Genomic DNA, 18,249 nt, shown 5'->3' on the forward strand with positions numbered 1-18,249 from the left:
AGACGGACGGCAACGCGTTTCTTTGGAGAAGCAATGACGACGACCGAAACGGCACAAAAACTGCCCCTGCACGATATCCATGAACAGGCCGGCGCCCGGTTCGGCCCCTTCGCCGGCTGGTCGATGCCGATCACCTATCCGCTCGGCGTGATGAAGGAACATCTTCACGTGCGCGAGAAGGCCGGGTTGTTCGATATTTCCCACATGAAGCTGTTTGCGATCTCCGGACCGGGCGCGGTCGCCTTGATCGCCCGCGCCTGCCCGTTCGAGCCGGGAGAGATGACGCCATCCCAGGCGCGGCTGACGTTTTTTCTCGACGACAAGGCCGGCATTCGCGACGATTTGATCGTCACCCGGCTCGGCGACACGCGGTTCATGATCGTGGCCAATGCCGGCAACGCGGCCGCCGACGAGGCGCATCTGCGTGCGCTGGCGGCGGATTTCGATGCCGAGATTGAGCCCCTGGAGCGGGTTTTCCTGGCGCTGCAGGGTCCGCAGGCCGAGGCCGCGCTCAACCGCGCCGGCGTGGCGACGGACGGGCTTTATTTCATGCACGGGCGCGAGCCCAAGCCGGACTGGTTCGTGTCGCGCTCGGGCTATACCGGCGAGGACGGGTTCGAGATCGGGCTGCCGGAAACCGACGCGCGCGCGCTGGTCGCGCGGCTGACCTCGGACGACGACGTGGAATGGATCGGCCTTGCGGCGCGCGACAGTCTGCGGCTGGAGGCCGGGCTGTGCCTGCACGGCCAGGACATTTCCGCCGAAACAACCCCGGTCGAGGCGGCGCTGTTGTGGGCGGTCCCTAAACCGGTGCGCGAGACCGGCGATTTCGTCGGGGCAGAGGCGCTACGCGCGGCGATCATGGCGGGGGCGGCGCAAAAACGCGTCGGGCTGAAGCCGGAAGGCCGCCAGCCGGTGCGCGCCGGCGCGACGCTCTACGCACAGGACGGCAGCGTCGCCGGCCGCGTCACCTCGGGCGGATTCGGGCCTTCCGCCGGCCATCCCGTCGCCATGGGTTACGTCAATGTCGACCTCGCGCGGGCGGGAACGCAACTCGCCGCCGAGGTGCGCGGCACGCGGGTTCCCGTTGCCGTGCACGCCCTTCCCTTCACGCCCCATCGCTATCTCAGAGGATAATCGAATGACCAAAACCTATTTCACCGACGATCACGAATGGATCCGGGTCGAAGGCGACATCGCCACGGTCGGCATTACCGACTACGCCCAGGAACAATTGGGCGACCTGGTGTTCGTCGACCTGCCGGAGGTCGGCGCGACACTGGCCAAGGGCGACACGGCCGTGGTGGTCGAATCGGTCAAGGCCGCGTCGGATGTCTACGCGCCGGCCGACGGCGAGGTGACCGGCGTCAACGACACGCTTTCGGCCGAACCCGGCCTGATCAATACCGCCGCCACCGGCGACGGCTGGCTGTGGAAGATGAAACTCGCCGATGCGGGCCAGCTCGACGGCCTGATGGACGAAACCGCCTATAACGCGATGATCGGATAAGGATTCTCCATGCCTTCCACCGCCACAACCGCCGCCTTCGCGCGGCGCCATATCGGCCTGGGTGCGGCCGACGAACGCGCCATGCTGAAGGCGCTCGGGCTGACCTCGCGCGAGACCCTGATTTCCCAGGCGATCCCGAAATCGATCCGGCTGGGACGCGAACTCGATCTGCCGCCTGCGGCCGACGAGGCCGCCGCGCTGGCCGAACTGAAGGCGAAGATGGACAAGAACGTCGTCGCCAAGTCCTTCATCGGCCAAGGCTATCACGGCACTGTGGTGCCGGCGGTGATCCAGCGCAACCTGTTCGAGAACCCGGCCTGGTACACCGCCTACACGCCCTACCAGTCCGAGATCAGCCAGGGGCGGCTGGAAATGCTGTTTCATTTCCAGACCCTGGTGACGGAACTGACGGGCCTGCCGGTGGCTTCCGCTTCGCTGCTCGACGAGGCGACAGCGGTCGCCGAGGCGGCCGGCATCGCACTCAGGCATCATCGCGACAAGCGCCAGCGCCTGGTCCTGGCCGGCACGCCGCATCCCCAGGTGCGCGACGTGCTTGAAACGCGCATGGCAGCGCTCGGCGTGGAGATGGCCGACGGCGCCGTCGACGAGCAGACCGCCGCGCTGATCGTGCCGTGGCCCGACACGTTCGGCGTCTATCGCGACCACAGCCAAGCGATCGCCGCGGCCAAGGCGGCCGGTGCGCTGGTGATCGTGATCGCCGACCCGCTGGCGCTGGCGCTGACCCAGGCGCCCGCGGAACTAGGCGCCGACATCGCCGCCGGCTCCATGCAACGCTATGGCGTGCCGATCGGGTATGGCGGACCGCACGCGGCCTATCTCGCCGTTTCCGACGCGCTGACCCGGCTGATGCCGGGCCGGCTGGTGGGCCAGTCGAACGACCGGCACGGCAGGCCGGGTTACCGGCTCGCCCTGCAGACCCGCGAGCAGCATATCCGCCGCGACAAGGCGACCTCCAATATCTGCACCGCGCAGGCGCTGCTGGCCAACATGGCGGCGGCCTATGCGATCTGGCACGGACCGGACGGCCTGCGCGCCATCGCCGGCGAGGTGCACGGATTGGCCGCGCGTTTTGCCGCCGGCGTCGAAAAAGCCGGATACGGGATCGCCGGGCAGGTATTCTTCGATACGGTAACCGTCAGCGCGCCGGGCAAGGCGCGGACGATCGCGGACACCGCGCAGGCCGAAGGCCGGCTGCTGCGGGCGATCGACGACGACCGCGTCGGCGTTACTTTCGACGAGACCACGAGCGAAGACGATCTTGGCGCGCTTTGCGTGTTGTTCGGGGCGCAAGCGCCGGCCGAGGCCGCGTCGGCCCTGCCCGATCAGCGGCCGCAAGACGGGTTCCTGACCCAGCCGGTGTTTCACGAAAACCGGTCCGAAACCGAAATGATGCGCTTTCTGCGCCGCCTCGCCGACAAGGACCTAGCGCTCGACCGGGCGATGATCCCGCTCGGCTCGTGCACGATGAAGCTCAACGCGGCGGCCGAGATGGCGCCGGTGAGCTGGGCGGGCGTCGGCGGGCTGCACCCGTTCGCGCCGGCCGAACACGCTGCCGGCTATCGGGCGATGGCCGACGACCTGGAGGACTGGCTTGCCGAGATCACCGGGTTCGACGCGGTCTCGCTGCAGCCCAATGCCGGCAGCCAGGGTGAATATGCCGGGCTGCTGGCCATCCGCCGCTATCATCTGGAAAACGGCGACGGCGAGCGCGACGTGTGCCTGATCCCGACATCGGCACACGGCACCAACCCGGCCAGCGCCGTGATGGCGGGCATGCGGGTGGTGATGGTCAAGTGCACCGAGGCCGGCGACGTCGACGTCGACGATCTGCAGGCCAAGGCCGACCAGCACGCCGAGCGGCTGGCAGCGGTGATGATCACCTATCCATCGACCCATGGCGTGTTCGAGGAGGGCATTCGCGGCATCTGCGAAATCGTGCACGCACATGGCGGCCAGGTCTATCTCGACGGCGCCAATCTCAACGCCATGGTCGGGCTCGCCCGGCTCGGCGACATCGGCGGCGACGTGTGCCACATGAACCTGCACAAGACCTTCTGCATTCCGCATGGCGGCGGCGGGCCGGGTGTAGGGCCGATCGGCGTCAAGGCGCATCTCGCACCGTTCCTGCCGGGCCATGTCGCGCTCGGCAGCGACCACGCAGTGGCCGCCGCGCCGCTGGGCAGCGCCTCGATCCTGCCGATCACGTGGATGTATATCCGCATGATGGGCGCATCCGGGCTCCGGCACGCGACCGAGGCCGCGATCCTGGCTGCCAACTACATCGCCGAACGGCTGAAGGCGCATTATCCGGTGCTTTACGCCGGCCGCAACGGCCGGGTCGCGCATGAGTGCATTCTCGACACACGCGTGCTCAAGGACACGGCCGGCGTGACGGTCGAGGATGTCGCCAAGCGGCTGATCGATTACGGCTTCCACGCGCCGACCATGTCCTGGCCGGTGGCCGGGACGCTGATGGTGGAACCGACCGAATCCGAGCCGTTGTCGGAGATCGAGCGCTTCTGCGAGGCGATGATCGGCATTGCCCAGGAGGCGGACAAGGTCGTCAAGGGGCAGTGGCCGAAGGACGACAACCCGCTGGTCAACGCCCCGCACACAGCGGCCGAGGCGATGGGCGACGACTGGCCGCATCCCTATTCGCGGCGCGAGGCGGCCTTCCCGGCCGGCGAGCGCGACGGCGGCCTGAAATACTGGCCGCCGGTGTCGCGGGTCGACAATGTCGGCGGCGACCGCAACCTGGTGTGCGCGTGCCCGCCCGTCGAGGCGCTGGCGAGCTGACCCCGGTCAGCTCGCGCGCAACAGTTTGATATTGGCCTCCACGACCTTGTCGCCGGGCATGGCGCGTCGCGCTTCGTCGAGAAGCAGGCGCGCCTTTTTCCGGTCGCCGCGCAGATAGTGCGAATAGCCCATATTCGACACGATGCGCGGCTGGCGACCCGCGAGCTTGAGCAGTTGCGCATAGGCGCGGTCGGCGAAGTCGAACCGGCCGAGCTGATCGTAGGCCGCAGCAAGCCCCATCCAAGCTTCGGCGTTTGAGGCACGCAGTTCGACCGCCTTGCGGAAATGCTTTTCGGCGAGACCGTAATTGGCGTCGCGGAAATGGCCGCGACCGGCCGCCAGGTCGGCCGTGCCGATGTCGCCGGTGTCGTACCCAAGCGCCGTCGTCTTCACGGTATCGATGCCGGTGGTGTTGGTGCAGCCGGCGAGCACGACGACCGCCAATCCCGCGACCACGGCCGTTGCCATTCGCGCTTTGCCCTTCATGTCGCCCCTACCCTTTCACACGTCGTAACCCAAGCCCCGCCAGCATAGGCGACAGCCCTTAAGCCGCCGTTGGAAGCTTAGGCACAAGGCGAGCAATTCCGGTCAGGCGCTGTTAACCGGACGCGTCGTCTTGCCGGAGCGGCTCTTCTCGAGAGGGAAGCGGTTTGATGGAATGGTTTTCCGGTCCGGCCAGCAGAACGCCGCGATCCGGTTTGTCGGGCTTGCCCGACATGGGCCTGGCCTTCGGCCGGCCTCAAGTGGATCGGACGACCCTCGATGTCGACCAGTGCATGGGTTTTGGACGTCAGGGCGCGGCGCAAGCGATCCATGTTATGGGATCGGCATCAACGGCTCAATCACACGCCACTTGGAAGCCGACAGGTCAAATCGCGCACTATTTTCTTCCTGCCGTTTGCAGGAAGAAAATCACAATAGCCGCGTCTCGGGAGTCCCGTTCATGGGTAGGCGACCCAAACGCCTATCCCGCGGTCGCGATCACCGCCGTTTCAGCGCCGCCGACCAGCCATGCGACGAGGATGATGAACGCAAAGCCGGCGATGGCCTTGGCTGTCACGCCCCAGCACGATTTCTGAACGCTATCGTCCATGATTTTCCGCATTTTTCAGGTTGCCCCCAACGCGTCACCTTCGTGTCCCGCACGCGCTGCTTAGAGGTCGTGCTTTAGCGCCTTGCCTGCCGCACTGCAACACCAAAAGCGGCGCAATTGCGGCGGATCGCGACAGGGCATCGGTATCGCGACGCAAATTTCCTTATCTATCAATATGTTGGAATTTCGCTCCCGGTAATGAAGCATAAACGGATTGGTCTAAATCGTGGCAAAGAGGGTGTCGGAATGTTCGACCGGATCGGATTATGCTCGTTCCCATGATCGGTGATTCTTTATCCGCGCCCGACCTGGCCGCTTTCGCGTTCTTCGTCCTCGCCTGGGTCGGTCATTCTCTCACCACGGCGGGGCGTTTCTTTTCGCGGCCCTGTCTCAGCCAGTTGATGAACGCCCAGCGCGAGGCCTGGCTGCGCACGATGGCCGGGCGCGAGATGCGCATGGTCGACACGGGCATCATGACCGGACTGCAGCAGGGCACGGCTTTTTTCGCCTCGAGTTCGCTGATCGCTCTCGGCGGTTGCTTCGCCCTCCTGCAGGCATCGGACGCGGTCGTCGCGGTGCTCGCCAACGTGCCCTATTCGCCCGAGCCGACGCGGGCGCTGTTCGAGGACAAGGTGCTGGGCCTGATGATCATTCTGGCCTACGCCTTTTTCAAGTTCGGCTGGTCGTATCGGCTGTTCAACTATTGTTCGATCCTGATCGGCGCCGTGCCCCAGGCCGACGACACGACCGATCCGGCCCAACTTGAACGCTGCGTTGGGCGTGCCGTCGGAATGAATATCGTCGCCGGCGGCCATTTCAACGCCGGCCTCAGGGCGATGTTCTTTTCGATCGGCTATCTCGGCTGGTTTCTCGGACCGATCGCGCTCGGCCTGACGACCGTCTTCATTCTGACGGTGCTGGTCCGCCGGCAATATTTTTCCGAAGCGCGCGAGGCATTGACCACCCATGTTTAGCGTTGGACGGGCGCGATCTTTCAGTTCCGCCCAGTACGCTTGGAGTTTTCGGTCTCGCGCATGTCCTGATCCCGAAACCGGTCCGCGCTGTCGAAAGACATGCTTCAGGACCATCGGGCAAGGGCTTCGACGGTGAGGTCCGGTTTACCGGGCTCGCCCGAGGGGCCGGGACCGAAAAGCCGTCCAAGCCGGCGGGTGTTATGTTATTGATATCCCCCGTCAAGCGATCCCATATAGCAAGGAATGGCTCTAGACCAGCCGGCTTTGCTCCACCGCCGCGCCGATGAAGGAGGCAAACAGCGGATGCGGCTCCAGCGGGCGCGATTTGAGTTCGGGATGGTATTGCACGCCGATGAACCAGGGATGGTCGGGATATTCGACCGTTTCCGGCAACACGCCGTCCGGCGACATGCCCGAAAACACCAGCCCGCACGATTCCAGCCGCTCGCGATAGTCGATATTGACCTCGTAGCGGTGGCGATGGCGCTCGGAAATTTCGGTGTCGCCGTAGATCCCCGCGATCCGGGTGCCGGCCGACAGCGTGGCCCGGTAGGCGCCGAGCCGCATCGTGCCGCCGAGATCGCCGGCTGATTTACGCTTCTCCAGCAGATTGCCCTTCAGCCATTCGGTCATCAGCCCGACAACCGGTTCGCTGGTCGGACCGAATTCGCTCGACGAGGCGTTGTCGATGCCGGCGAGCGAGCGAGCGGCCTCGATGCAGGCCATCTGCATGCCGAAGCAGATGCCGAAATAGGGCACCTTGCGCTCGCGGGCGAATTTCGCCGCCAGGATCTTGCCCTCCGCGCCGCGTTCGCCGAAGCCGCCGGGCACCAGGATGCCGTGAACTTTTTCCAGGAACGGTGCGGGATCCTCGCGTTCGAAGACCTCGCTTTCGATCCAGTCGAGCTTGACGCGTACCTTGTTGGCCATGCCGCCATGCGACAGGGCCTCGGTCAGCGACTTGTAGGCGTCTTTCAGGCCGGTATATTTGCCGACGATGGCGATCGTGACCTCGCCCTCGGGATTGTGGATCAAGTCGGACACGCCCTGCCACGGTTTCATGCGCGGCTTCGGCGCGGGGTCGATGCCGAACGCGGCCAGAACCTCGCTGTCGAGCCCCTCCTGATGGTAGGCCATCGGCACGTCGTAAATATGCTTGACGTCGAGCGCCTGGATGACGGCCGTCTCGCGTACATTGCAAAACAGCGACAGCTTGCGGCGTTCCTCCTTCGGGATCTGGCGGTCGGCGCGCACCAGCAAAATATCCGGCGCGATGCCTATCGAGCGCAACTCCTTGACCGAATGCTGGGTCGGTTTGGTCTTCAGTTCGCCGGCGGCCGGAATCCAGGGCATCAGCGTCAAATGGATATAGATCGCCCCGCCGCGCGGCAGGTCGTTGCCGAGTTGGCGTATGGCCTCCAGGAACGGCATCGCCTCGATGTCGCCGACCGTGCCACCGATCTCGCAGATGACGAAATCGTAGTCGTCATTGCCCTCCAGCACGAAATTCTTGATCTCGTCGGTGACGTGCGGGATCACCTGCACGGTCGCGCCGAGATAGTCGCCGCGCCGTTCCTTCTCGATAATGTTCTTGTAGATGCGGCCGGTGGTGATGTTGTCCTGCTGGTTGGCGGACCGCCCGGTGAAGCGCTCGTAATGGCCGAGATCGAGATCGGTCTCCGCCCCGTCATCGGTCACGAACACCTCACCATGCTGGTAAGGCGACATCGTACCGGGATCGACATTCAGATAGGGGTCGAGCTTGCGGATGCGCACGCGATAACCGCGTGCCTGCAAGAGGGCTCCGAGAGCCGCCGCGGCGATGCCTTTTCCGAGTGAGGAAACCACGCCGCCTGTGATGAAAACATATCGCGCCATGGGATTCAGGGCTTAACGCGCAGTTCGCGATTCCGCCAGCGGAAAAAACGTCTTGCCCCGATTTTCCTCAGCCGGGTGGCGCCAAAAGGGCCCGCCAAAGCGGGTCCTTCGGGTCGCATGGAGTCAAGTCGTTGATTTTAAAGAACGACCACCGGCGCCCCGATGCCAACCCGGCGATAAAGATCCATCACATGGTCGTTGATCATGCGGAAGCAACCATTGGATGAATTGGTCCCCACCGTCTGCGGCTGGTTGGTGCCGTGGATGCGCACATGCGTGTCCGTCTTGCCCTCGTAAAGATAGAGCGCGCGCGCGCCGAGCGGGTTGTTGGGGCCGCCGGGCATGCCGTCCTTGTACTGGCCGTATTTCTTGGGCTCGCGTTTCTGCATATCCTGGGTGGGAATCCAGCGCGGCCATTCCTGCTTGTCACCGATCGTGGCCTTGCCCTTGAATTCCAGCCCCTCGCGCCCGACCGCGATCGCGTAGCGGCGCGCGGTGCCGCCCGATTCGACCAGATAGAGGTAGCGTTTCGACGTATCGATCACGATCGTGCCGCGCTTGTAGCCGGAATAGGCGACGCTCTGCGGCTCGAAATCGGATTTCACCGCGAATTTGCGGCCGTTCTGCTGCTTTTCCAGCACCGCATCGAGCGCGCGGGTTTGCGGCAACAAGTTGTTGTCGTCACCGAACAGCGAGCCGAACAATTTGCTTTTGCCCTCACCGTGACTGCGCAACTCGCCATTGTTGCCCGCCTTGACTACCTGCGAGACCGAGGCCGTCTGGGCGGTATCCTTGTCGGCCTTGCGCGGCTCAGCGGCGGCTTTGCGTTGCTTGGTTGACGACGCGCGATCGCGCGGCTTGGCCGGTTGCGTCGCCGTTTCCAGCTTTTTCCACTGTTCCGGACGGAAATTGGATTCGGCACCGGCGCTGCCGACAACGGCAAAGCCCAGGATCGCGCCAAGCGCTGCCACAAAAAAACGTTTCGCGATCATGTCTCGACCCCGTATTGGCCATCCGCGTTGGTAGGCACGGTCCGTATAAGCCGAACCGACCGTCCCGCCGATCATAACGCCAAGGCAGGCCGGGGCTCAAGCCGCGAACCGTCGAACACCGAAGGTGGTTTTCAACTTCTATGCACGATCGGCGAACGCGTCGCGCGGCTCGCGGCTGTCGGAAGGGGTCGCGTTTGCGGCCTATTCGGCGTCGGGGACCGCCGGTGCGGCGGGCAGGGCCGGGCCGGCATCGGCCGGCGGGGCGGGCTCGTCATTGCCGCCGAGCTGGTCGAGGACGCCGCCACCACCGCTGCCGCCGTCCTGTTCGCCCGATTGCGGCGGCAGGCGGTCGAGAATGTCGATCGGCTGCTCGCTGTAGCGGGCCAATACGGTCAGTGCCAGCGAGGTGGCGAAAAAGGCGGCCGCCAGGATTCCGGTCGCCCTGGTCAGCGCGTTCGCCGCGCCGCGTGCGGTCATGAAACCGGAGCCGCCGCCGATCCCAAGGCCGCCGCCTTCCGAACGCTGCATGAGGACGAGCCCCACGAGCGCGAGCACGACCATCAGGTGAATGACGATAAGGACGGTTTCCATGAATCAGTTCCGCAGGTTTTGGGCCAAGTCGCCCCGGAGACGCGGCTCCTTACACGCCTTTTACGGCCATTCCAAGCCTTTCGGGCCGTGAGGAGCTGCCTGCCATATGGATCGCGACGCTTCGGCGTTCAATGATTGTGCCGGGATATCGCCGGCCCGGCGCTCAAAACGTCCGATAGGCTTCGGCAATCGCCAGGAAATCGGCGGCCTTGAGGCTTGCCCCGCCGACCAGCGCGCCGTCGACATTGTCGATCGACAGCAGTTCGGCCGCGTTAGCCGGCTTGACCGAGCCACCGTAGAGAAGCCGCATGCGCGCGGCGGCGTCCGCGCCAATATGGTCGGCAAGCTGGCGGCGAATATGGGCGTGAGCCTCGGCAACGTCGTCGACCGACGGCGTCAAGCCAGTGCCGATCGCCCAGACGGGTTCGTAGGCCACGACCGTGTTCGACGGCTTGGCGCCGTCAGGAACCGAATTGGCGATCTGCCGCGTCAGCACGTCGAGCGTCTCGCCGGCCTCGCGCTCGGCCCGGGTCTCGCCGATACATATGATGGCGACAAGGCCGGCGAGCCAGGCCGCTTCGGCTTTCCCCGCGACCTGCAGATCGGTTTCGCCGTGATCGGTGCGGCGCTCGGAATGGCCGACGATGACATGCGAGGCGCCGGCGTCCTTCAACATTTCGGCGGCGATATCGCCGGTGTGGGCGCCGCTCGCCCCGGCGTGGCAATCCTGGCCGCCCAGCGCCACCGGCGTGCGCGAGACGACTTCGAACGCGCGCGACATCAGGGTCGCGGGAACGCACACCAGGGCTTCCACGTCGGCATCGAGCCCGTGCAGAAAACCGTTGCCGATCGCCCGCAATTCTCCGAGCGCGGCGCTAGTACCATGCATCTTCCAATTGCCGGCCACGAGCGGGCGGATTCCATCGGTCATGGGCGCATATCCTTCCGGCATCGACAAACAAGCGGTTTCCCTAGCAAATTGCGGCCATAAAGCAATCGACACTGGTGGCGAAGGGCGTTATTTGCTTCGCCTCAGGAAGGCGCCGCCGAGGCGGTGCGACGAATTCTGGAAAAGTCATGCTCGATTCTCTGCGAAAAGCCGCTGGTACCTGGATTGCGAAGCTCCTGCTTCTGCTGCTCGTTCTAAGTTTCGCGGTCTGGGGTATTTCAGGCCAGATCGGCGGCGGGCCGTCCAGCACGGTCGTCACCGCCGGCGAGACGACCGTGTCGGCGCTCGACTACCGGCTTGCCTACGACCGGCAGCTTTCGGTGCTGTCGCAGCGTTTCGGCACCCGTATCACGCGCGAACAGGCGATCGCGCTCGGCGTCGACGCCCAGGTGCTCGGCCAACTCGTCGCCGGCGCCGTGCTCGACGAACAGGCGCGCGAGATGGGGCTCGGGCTTTCCGAGGACCGGCTGGCCCTGCTGACGGCCGAGGATCCCGCCTTTCGCGGCCCCGACGGCAAATTCGACCGGCGCCAGTTTGAATTCGTCCTGCAGCAGATCGGCATGCGACCCGAAGACTACCTCCGGAATCGCGAGCAGGTCGCCATCCGCCAGCAGATCGTGGAAGCGGTTTCCGACGGTATGAGCGTGCCCGACACGTTTTTGAAGGCGGTGGCGCTTTATCAGGGCGAGGATCGCACCGTCGACATGATCGCCCTGCCCCCTGCCCTGGTCGAGCCGATCGAGGATCCGACAGACGACGTGCTGAAGGCCTGGTTCGAGGACAACAAGATCCGTTACGAGGCGCCGGAATACCGGAAAATATCCTATGTGAAGCTGGAGCCAGAGGACATCGCCGACCCGCGCGCGATCGCCGACGATGAGGTTCGCCAGGACTACGAGACCAATATCGCGTCCTACACCACGCCCGAACGGCGCACGATCGAGCAGGTCGTGTTCGCCAACACCGAGGCCGCGCAGATCGCGCTCGACCGCGTGCGTGGCGGGGCCACTTTCGAGGAGACGGTGGCCGCGGAAGGCAAATCGATGCTCGACGTGCAGCTCGGGACGCTGGAAAAATCGCGCGTCCCCGATCCGGCGGTGGCCGAGGCGGCGTTCGGGCTTGCCGAAAACGAGATCAGCGGCATCGTGGAGGGCGCGTTCGGCCCGGTGATCCTGCGGGTGACGGAGATAGAGCCGGAGACGATCCAGCCCTTCGAGGAAGTGGCCGACAAGATCCGCATGGAACTCGCGCTCGCCGAAGCCGGCGACGTTTTGTTCGACGTTCATGACGGTTACGAGGACGCCCGCGCCTCGGGCGCGACGATGGCGGAAGCCGCCGCAAAGCTCGACCTGAAGATGGTGACCGTCGAGGCCATCGACCGGACCGGGCGGACGCCGGACGGGACGATCGTCAACGACCTGCCGCAGTCACGCGACATGCTGCGCGAGGCCTTCGAGACCGAGGCCGGGGTCGAAAACCCGCCGCTTTCGCTCGGGTCGAGCGGGTTCGTGTTCTACGAAGTCGACGAAGTCACCCAGCGGCGGGAGCGTTCGCTGGAGGAGGTGCGTGACGGGGCCGTGGCGGACTGGCGCGCGGCCGAACGCGACGACCGGCTCTCCACCAAGGCCAAGGAACTGGAAAAACGGGTCGCGGACGGGGCCTCGCTCGACGATATCGCGAGCGAGTTGGCGCTCGAGAAGCAGACCAAGCGCGGCCTGCGCCGCGGCGCCGAAGACGCCGATTTCGGCGCTGCCGGCGTTGCCGCCGTCTACAGCGTCGCTCCCGGCGAGGTCGGCACCGTCGCCGCACCGACCGGCGACGCGCAGATCGTGTTCAAGGTTGTGGAAGCCTTCGAGCCGGCCGGGGCCAGCGCCGAATCGGTGCCGCCCGAAAACCGCGAGAACTTCCGGACCGGTCTCGCCGACGATCTGCTCGACCAATTGGTCACCAAGCTGCGCGACGAATATGAGGTGACGGTCAACCAGGCCGCGATCCAGCAGGCCCTGAGCTTTTGAGCGCCGGTGATGCATGACTTCAAGACCCATATCGCCAAGGTCGCGAGCGGTGCGGCGCTGACCTTCGACGAGGCGCGCGCGGCCTTCGAGGTCGTCATGTCGGGCGATGCCACGCCGGCCCAGATCGGCGGTTTCCTGATGGCGATGCGGGTGCGCGGGGAAACCGTGCCGGAAATCTCCGGTGCGGTCGCAACGATGCGCGCCAAGATGCTTCCCGTCTCGGCGCCAGATAATGCGATCGATATCGTCGGCACTGGCGGCGACGCCTCCGGTTCCTACAACATCTCCACATGCGCGGCACTGGTGGTGGCGGCCGCCGGCGTGCCGGTCGCCAAGCACGGCAACCGCGCGCTGTCCTCGCGCTCCGGCGCGGCCGACACGCTGGCCGCGCTCGGCATCGACATCGATATCGGCGCCGCCGAGATCGCCGCCTGTATCCGCGAGGCCGGCATCGGCTTCATGTTCGCGCCCAAACACCACGCCGCCATGAAACATGTCGGTCCGGCGCGGGTGGAACTCGGCACCCGCACCGTTTTCAACCTGTTGGGGCCGCTGTCCAATCCGGCCGGCGTGAAGCGTCAGATGGTCGGCGTGTTTTCACCCGAATGGGTGAAGCCGGTGGCCGAGGTACTCCAGGCGCTCGGGTCGCAGGCGGCCTGGGTGGTGCACGGCGACGGTCTCGACGAAATCACCACGGCCGGCGAGACCAAGGTCGCCGCGCTCAAGGACGGGGCGATTTCGACCTTCACCATCACGCCGGAAGAGGTCGGGCTGGCGCGGGTCGATTTCAAGCAACTAAAGGGCGGCGACGCCGAGCACAACGCCATGGCGCTTCGCCTGGTGCTTGACGGAGAAAAGACCGACTATCGCGACATCGTGCTTTTCAACGCAGCCGCGGCGCTGGTCGTGGCCGGCACCGCCGACACGCTGCGCGACGGCGTGGCGCGCGCAGCCGAGGCAATCGACAGCGGCAGGGCGCGGCAGACCCTGGAGCGGCTGGTAGCGGTATCGAACCGCAAGGCAGGCTGACGGGCGATGGTCGACATCCTGAAAAAGATCGAAGCCTATAAGCGCGACGAGATCGCCCGCGCCAAAGCCGTCCTGCCCCCGGCCGAGATCGCCGCGCGGGCCCGCAACGCCGAACCGCCGCGCGGTTTTATCGCCGCGCTCAGGCGCAAACATGCCGAGGGCGGATTCGCGCTGATCGCCGAAATCAAGAAGGCGAGCCCGTCGCGCGGTCTGATCCGCCCGGATTTCGATCCGCCGGCGCTGGCACGCGCCTACGAAACAGGCGGCGCGGCCTGTCTGTCGGTACTGACCGACACGCCCTCCTTCCAAGGCGCGCCGGCCTATCTCGCGGAGGCGCGTGCGGCGACCGGCCTGCCGGTGCTGCGCAAGGATTTTTTGTTCGAGCCCTATCAGGTACACGAGGCGCGTGCCTGGGGCGCCGACGCGATCCTGATCATCATGGCGAGCGTCAGCGACGACGAGGCGGCCGCGCTGGAGGAAACAGCGCTGTCGCACGGCATGGACGTGCTGGTGGAGGTGCATGACGAGGCGGAGACCGAACGCGCGCTAAAGCTCTCGTCGCCTCTGATCGGGGTCAACAACCGCGATCTGAGAAGTTTTTCGGTCAGCCTCGAAACTTCCGAGCGGCTGGCCGGCCTGGTGCCGGACGAACGCGTGCTTGTCGGCGAGAGCGGTATTTTTACCCATGCCGATTGCGCGCGCCTTGCCGCCTGCGGCATCCACACTTTCCTGGTCGGCGAAAGCCTGATGCGCCAGGATGATGTGACGGCGGCCACGCGCGCGCTGTTGACCGGCGTGCCGCGCGCCGCCCTTGAGGGCGCGTCGGAGGACGGGCAACGATGAGCGCGGCCACGCCCCTCACCCATATCGGCGCCTCGGGCGAGGCGCGCATGGTCGATGTCGGCGACAAGGCCGAGACCGAACGGCTGGCGGTCGCCGAAGGCCGGGTCGCCATGCAGGCCGCGACGCTGGCGACGATCCGGGCCGGCAATGCCAAGAAGGGCGACGTGCTCGGCACGGCGCGGATCGCCGGCATCATGGCGGCCAAGCGCGCGCACGAATTGATCCCGCTCTGCCATCCGCTGATGTTGTCCAAGGTGACGGTCGAGATCGAGCCCGACGAGACCCTGCCCGGCCTCGTCGTGCGCGCAACGGCGAAGCTGACCGGCCGCACCGGCGTTGAGATGGAGGCGCTGACTGCGGCGTCGGTTGCCTGCCTGACCATCTACGACATGGCCAAGGCGATCGACCGCGGCATGACCATTACCGGCATCCGCGTGATCGAAAAGACCGGCGGCAAATCCGGCGACTGGCGCGCCGGCGGCGCAGGCTGAGCGATGGGCCTGATGCCGGTCGACGACGCGCTGGCCCGGCTGCTTGCCGGGGCTGGACGGCTTGAGGCTGAAACGCTGCCGATCGCCGACTGCGCCGGGCGCGTATTGGCCGCGCCGCTGGCCGCGCTGCGCACCCAACCGCCTTTCGACGCCTCCGCCATGGACGGTTACGCGGTGCGCGCCGCAGACGTCGCCAGCCCGCCGGCACGCCTGCGCGTGATCGGTCAGGCGCCAGCCGGTGAACCGTTCGCGGGCGTGCTCGGCCCCGGCGAAGCGGTGCGCATCTTCACCGGCGGCGTGGTGCCCGGCGGCGCCGACAGCGTGCTGATCCAGGAAAACACCCGTCTCGCCAGCGACGGCGTAGTGGAGGCGACCGAGGCGGTCGCGCCGGGCAAGAACATTCGCCGCAGGGGGCTCGATTTCGAGGCGGGCGCGCACTTGCTCGACGACGGCCGAGTGCTCGACGCGGCGGCCTTGTCGCTGGCCGCGTCGGCCAACCATGCAAGGCTTGGCGTGGTCAAAAGGCCGTTGGTGGCGATCCTGGCCACCGGCGACGAATTGCTGCCGCCCGGCAGTACGGTCGGGCCTGGCCAGATCATCGCCTCCAACCTTTATGGCGTGGCCGCGCTGGCGCGCTCCGCCGGCGCCGACGTGCTCGATCTGGGCATTGCACCGGACCGCGAGGCGGCGATCGCCCAGGCGCTGGAGCGCGCGATCCAGGCCGGCGCCGACATCATCGTCACCATCGGCGGCGCGTCGGTGGGCGACCACGACCTGGTGCAAAAATCGCTGCTCGCGCAGGGAGCGAGCATCGATTTCTGGAAGATCGCCATGCGGCCCGGCAAGCCGCTGATGGCCGGCCAGCTTGCAGGCCGGCACGTGCTCGGCCTGCCGGGCAACCCGGTGGCGAGCCTGATCTGTTCGCTTGTCTTCCTGGTGCCGCTGATTTCGAGCCTCGCCGGCCGGCCGGGCGAAAACCTCTATCGCGACGGCGTGCTCGGTTCGGCCCTGCCAAAAAACGACCTGCGCCAGGATTTTCTGCGCGCTGTCGTGCGCGAGGACGGCGACAGGCTGGTGGCGAGCGCGGCCCCGGTTCAGGATTCCTCGATGCTCAGGGTGCTGGCCGAGGCGCGGGCGCTGATCGTGCGCGAACCGTTCGCGCCGGCCGCCGCCGCCGGCGATCCCTGCCGGCTGTTGATGCTGCGCTGAGGCGTCGCCGTTCAGCCGGGCTGGCGCAGGTGCTTCTTATAGGCGACGGGATTCATGTCGCGCACGTCGATGCTGATGCTGTCGACATCGCCAAACCGCGCCGACAGCCTGTCGCGCAAAAGCACGGCAAGCCCTTCCTTCTGCGCATCCGTGCGCCCCTCAAGCAGCGACACGGTGACGTGGATGAAGCTTTCGATCCCGCCGGCGAACCGGAAGCGCTCGTAGGACGCCGCCCTGACCTTGATGTCATCCGGGTTCATGACGCCAGACCGCGCGCCGGCCTCGTGGCATAGGCCGATCGCCTGCTCGATTGCGTCGTCGCGGTCGAGACCGGCGGAATGTTCGATGACGAAATGCGGCATGGCCGAGCGGTCCTTTTCCGGATGGCACCGTTAAAACAGCGAAAAATACTCTCGCTGTTCCCACTCCGAGACGGTCATCAAATAGCGGTCCCACTCGGCCCGCTTGATGTGGGCGAGATAGTCGACGAAATCGGCACCGATGGCATCGCGGTAGAAAGTGCCCCGTTCGAAGGCCTCGATCGCGGCGATCAGACTTTTGGGCAGCGCGGTCGCGGTGTTGTCATAGGGTTTTTCGACCGCCGGCGGTGCCTTGAGCTTGCGTTCGATGCCGTCGAGGCCGCCGAGGATCTGCGAAGCGAAGTAGAAATAGGGATTGGCGGCCGGTTCCGCGATGCGGTTTTCCACCCGGCTCGCTTTGTCGCCCGGCGCCATCAGCGCCCGGATCATCGCGCCCTTGTTGTCGCGACCCCACTGGATGCGGTCTGGCGCGAGCTGATAGGCCTGATAGCGCTTGTAACCGTTGACTGTCGGCGTGGTCAAAAGGCAGCTTTCGGCGGCGCGGTCGAGCAGTCCGGCGACCCAGCCGTCGGCGGCGTCGGACAACGCGCCATCCGAGCGCGGGATGAAGAGATTTTCGCCGCTTGCCGTGTCGATCAGGGACTGGTGCAGGTGCCAGCCGCTGGCCATGCCGTTGTCGACCCTGGGCCGGCACATGAAGGTGGCGTGCAGCCCCAGGCGCGCGCAGACCTGCTTCACCGTCGAGCGGAACAGCATCATGGCGTCGGCATGGTCCATGGGCCCGGCCGGCTCGAAGGTGAATTCGCACTGGCTGGGACCGAACTCGGCTTCCATGGAGCGCACCGGCAGACCGAGAGCCTCGCAGGCGCGGCGCAACTCGTCCATGACGTTCTCGAGCGCGTCGTAGCGCGCCTCGGTCAGATATTGGTAGCCGTGCGAAAGCAGGCTGGTCTCGGGCGGCGTCGCCGGCATGCCGCCATCGGAATGATCGAGACGGGGCCGGTCGATCTTGAAGACGTAAAACTCAACCTCCAGCCCACACACCATCGCCATGCCGGCATTGGCGAGTCGGTCAACGGCTTTGCGCAAAATAGTGCGCGAGCCGAACGGGAAGGCTGCGCCGTCCTTGAAATAGACGTCGCACAGGATCCAGCCCGAATGCGGCGACCAGGGCAGGACGCGAAAGGTCGCCGGATCGGGCACCAGCATCACGTCGCCCGCCCCGGTCAGTGCACCGACGCCGTGGCCGGCCTCTTCCTCCCATACCGAAAACACGGTGCGGTGGGAGGTATCCTTCAGGAGCAGGGTCGAGGTGATCGCCATGCCCTCGCGGAACGCCGATTTCAGCGCCGAGGCCACCACGGTCTTGCCGCGCAGCACGCCGTGCTGATCGGCGAAGACCAGGCGCACGGTTTCCAGCCCGCGCGTCTCCAGCGAGCCGAGGATCTCGTTCGCCCGGCGCAGCGCGTCGTCGTCAAGGAGGCCATGCCGGCCGGTGAACCCGCCGCTCAGACCAGCGGCATCAAATGTCGACATGC

17 protein-coding genes and 1 pseudogene are annotated in these 18,249 nt (G+C 66.0%); 9 read left to right on the forward strand and 9 right to left on the reverse strand.

Annotated features, from left to right (window positions below):
- The first annotated feature begins 33 nt into the window (after positions 1-33).
- The 3 genes from gcvT to gcvP are packed head-to-tail and all read left to right on the forward strand — an operon-like array spanning position 34 to position 4,327.
- Complete coding sequence (gcvT, locus tag GN330_RS17015) at positions 34-1,137, forward strand: glycine cleavage system aminomethyltransferase GcvT (protein WP_156713921.1); 1,104 nt, start codon at positions 34-36, stop codon at positions 1,135-1,137.
- Positions 1,138-1,141: 4 nt separating this feature from the next.
- Complete coding sequence (gene gcvH / locus GN330_RS17020; protein ID WP_156713922.1) at positions 1,142-1,510, forward strand: glycine cleavage system protein GcvH; 369 nt, start codon at positions 1,142-1,144, stop codon at positions 1,508-1,510.
- A gap of 9 nt (positions 1,511-1,519) precedes the next feature.
- Entirely contained in the window at positions 1,520-4,327 is a 2,808-nt protein-coding gene (gene gcvP / locus GN330_RS17025) for an aminomethyl-transferring glycine dehydrogenase (RefSeq protein WP_156713923.1), read from the forward strand.
- 6 nt (positions 4,328-4,333) lie between these two features.
- Here gcvP and GN330_RS17030 read toward each other — a convergent pair whose 3' ends face one another.
- The 3 genes and pseudogenes from GN330_RS17030 to GN330_RS24035 all read right to left on the reverse strand — a co-directional run bounded on the left by GN330_RS17030 (position 4,334) and on the right by GN330_RS24035 (position 5,420).
- Entirely contained in the window at positions 4,334-4,795 is a 462-nt protein-coding gene (locus tag GN330_RS17030) for a tetratricopeptide repeat protein (RefSeq protein ID WP_246188734.1), read from the reverse strand.
- Positions 4,796-5,031: 236 nt separating this feature from the next.
- A pseudogene (locus GN330_RS23845) lies at positions 5,032-5,151 on the reverse strand (IS5/IS1182 family transposase); the annotation flags it as partial.
- 140 nt (positions 5,152-5,291) lie between these two features.
- A complete protein-coding gene (locus GN330_RS24035) occupies positions 5,292-5,420 on the reverse strand; it encodes a hypothetical protein (protein WP_281349445.1) in 129 nt (42 codons plus the stop codon).
- A gap of 281 nt (positions 5,421-5,701) precedes the next feature.
- Between GN330_RS24035 and GN330_RS17035 the strand changes: the two genes are divergently transcribed.
- Complete coding sequence (locus tag GN330_RS17035; protein WP_343040906.1) at positions 5,702-6,394, forward strand: DUF599 domain-containing protein; 693 nt, start codon at positions 5,702-5,704, stop codon at positions 6,392-6,394.
- A 249-nt stretch (positions 6,395-6,643) separates the two neighbouring features.
- Here GN330_RS17035 and pyrG read toward each other — a convergent pair whose 3' ends face one another.
- The 4 genes from pyrG to tpiA form a co-directional block, all read right to left on the reverse strand.
- Entirely contained in the window at positions 6,644-8,272 is a 1,629-nt protein-coding gene (pyrG, locus tag GN330_RS17040; protein ID WP_156713926.1) for a CTP synthase, read from the reverse strand.
- A gap of 137 nt (positions 8,273-8,409) precedes the next feature.
- Positions 8,410-9,264, reverse strand: a complete 855-nt coding sequence (locus tag GN330_RS24235) for a L,D-transpeptidase (protein ID WP_425487179.1) — start codon at positions 9,262-9,264, stop codon at positions 8,410-8,412.
- Positions 9,265-9,465: 201 nt separating this feature from the next.
- A complete protein-coding gene (gene secG, locus GN330_RS17050) occupies positions 9,466-9,855 on the reverse strand; it encodes a preprotein translocase subunit SecG (RefSeq protein ID WP_156713928.1) in 390 nt (129 codons plus the stop codon).
- Between the two features lie 163 nt (positions 9,856-10,018).
- Complete coding sequence (tpiA, locus tag GN330_RS17055) at positions 10,019-10,786, reverse strand: triose-phosphate isomerase (RefSeq protein ID WP_156713929.1); 768 nt, start codon at positions 10,784-10,786, stop codon at positions 10,019-10,021.
- Positions 10,787-10,932: 146 nt separating this feature from the next.
- On the opposite strand from tpiA, the gene GN330_RS17060 reads away from it, so the two are divergent.
- Genes GN330_RS17060 through GN330_RS17080 form a run of 5 tightly spaced genes read left to right on the forward strand, consistent with a single transcriptional unit; the run spans position 10,933 to position 16,391 of the window.
- Complete coding sequence (locus GN330_RS17060; RefSeq protein ID WP_156713930.1) at positions 10,933-12,819, forward strand: SurA N-terminal domain-containing protein; 1,887 nt, start codon at positions 10,933-10,935, stop codon at positions 12,817-12,819.
- A 9-nt stretch (positions 12,820-12,828) separates the two neighbouring features.
- Entirely contained in the window at positions 12,829-13,848 is a 1,020-nt protein-coding gene (gene trpD, locus GN330_RS17065; RefSeq protein ID WP_156713931.1) for an anthranilate phosphoribosyltransferase, read from the forward strand.
- Between the two features lie 6 nt (positions 13,849-13,854).
- The gene (trpC, locus tag GN330_RS17070; protein ID WP_156713932.1) at positions 13,855-14,691 is read left to right on the forward strand and encodes an indole-3-glycerol phosphate synthase TrpC; all 837 of its coding nucleotides are present in this window, start codon (positions 13,855-13,857) and stop codon (positions 14,689-14,691) included.
- On the forward strand, positions 14,688-15,182 hold the full coding sequence (moaC, locus tag GN330_RS17075) for a cyclic pyranopterin monophosphate synthase MoaC (protein ID WP_156713933.1): 495 nt from the start codon (positions 14,688-14,690) through the stop codon (positions 15,180-15,182). Before trpC ends, moaC begins: the two co-directional genes overlap by 4 nt.
- A gap of 3 nt (positions 15,183-15,185) precedes the next feature.
- The gene (locus GN330_RS17080) at positions 15,186-16,391 is read left to right on the forward strand and encodes a molybdopterin molybdotransferase MoeA (RefSeq protein ID WP_156713934.1); all 1,206 of its coding nucleotides are present in this window, start codon (positions 15,186-15,188) and stop codon (positions 16,389-16,391) included.
- A gap of 11 nt (positions 16,392-16,402) precedes the next feature.
- On the opposite strand, the gene GN330_RS17085 is transcribed toward GN330_RS17080, so the two are convergent.
- The gene (locus tag GN330_RS17085; protein WP_156713935.1) at positions 16,403-16,753 is read right to left on the reverse strand and encodes a 5-carboxymethyl-2-hydroxymuconate Delta-isomerase; all 351 of its coding nucleotides are present in this window, start codon (positions 16,751-16,753) and stop codon (positions 16,403-16,405) included.
- Positions 16,754-16,783: 30 nt separating this feature from the next.
- On the reverse strand, positions 16,784-18,247 hold the full coding sequence (locus GN330_RS17090) for a glutamine synthetase family protein (RefSeq protein WP_156713936.1): 1,464 nt from the start codon (positions 18,245-18,247) through the stop codon (positions 16,784-16,786).
- Positions 18,248-18,249: the final 2 nt, after the last annotated feature.

Source organism: Nitratireductor arenosus (genome assembly GCF_009742725.1).
GTDB classification, from domain to species: domain Bacteria; phylum Pseudomonadota; class Alphaproteobacteria; order Rhizobiales; family Rhizobiaceae; genus Mangrovimarina; species Mangrovimarina arenosa.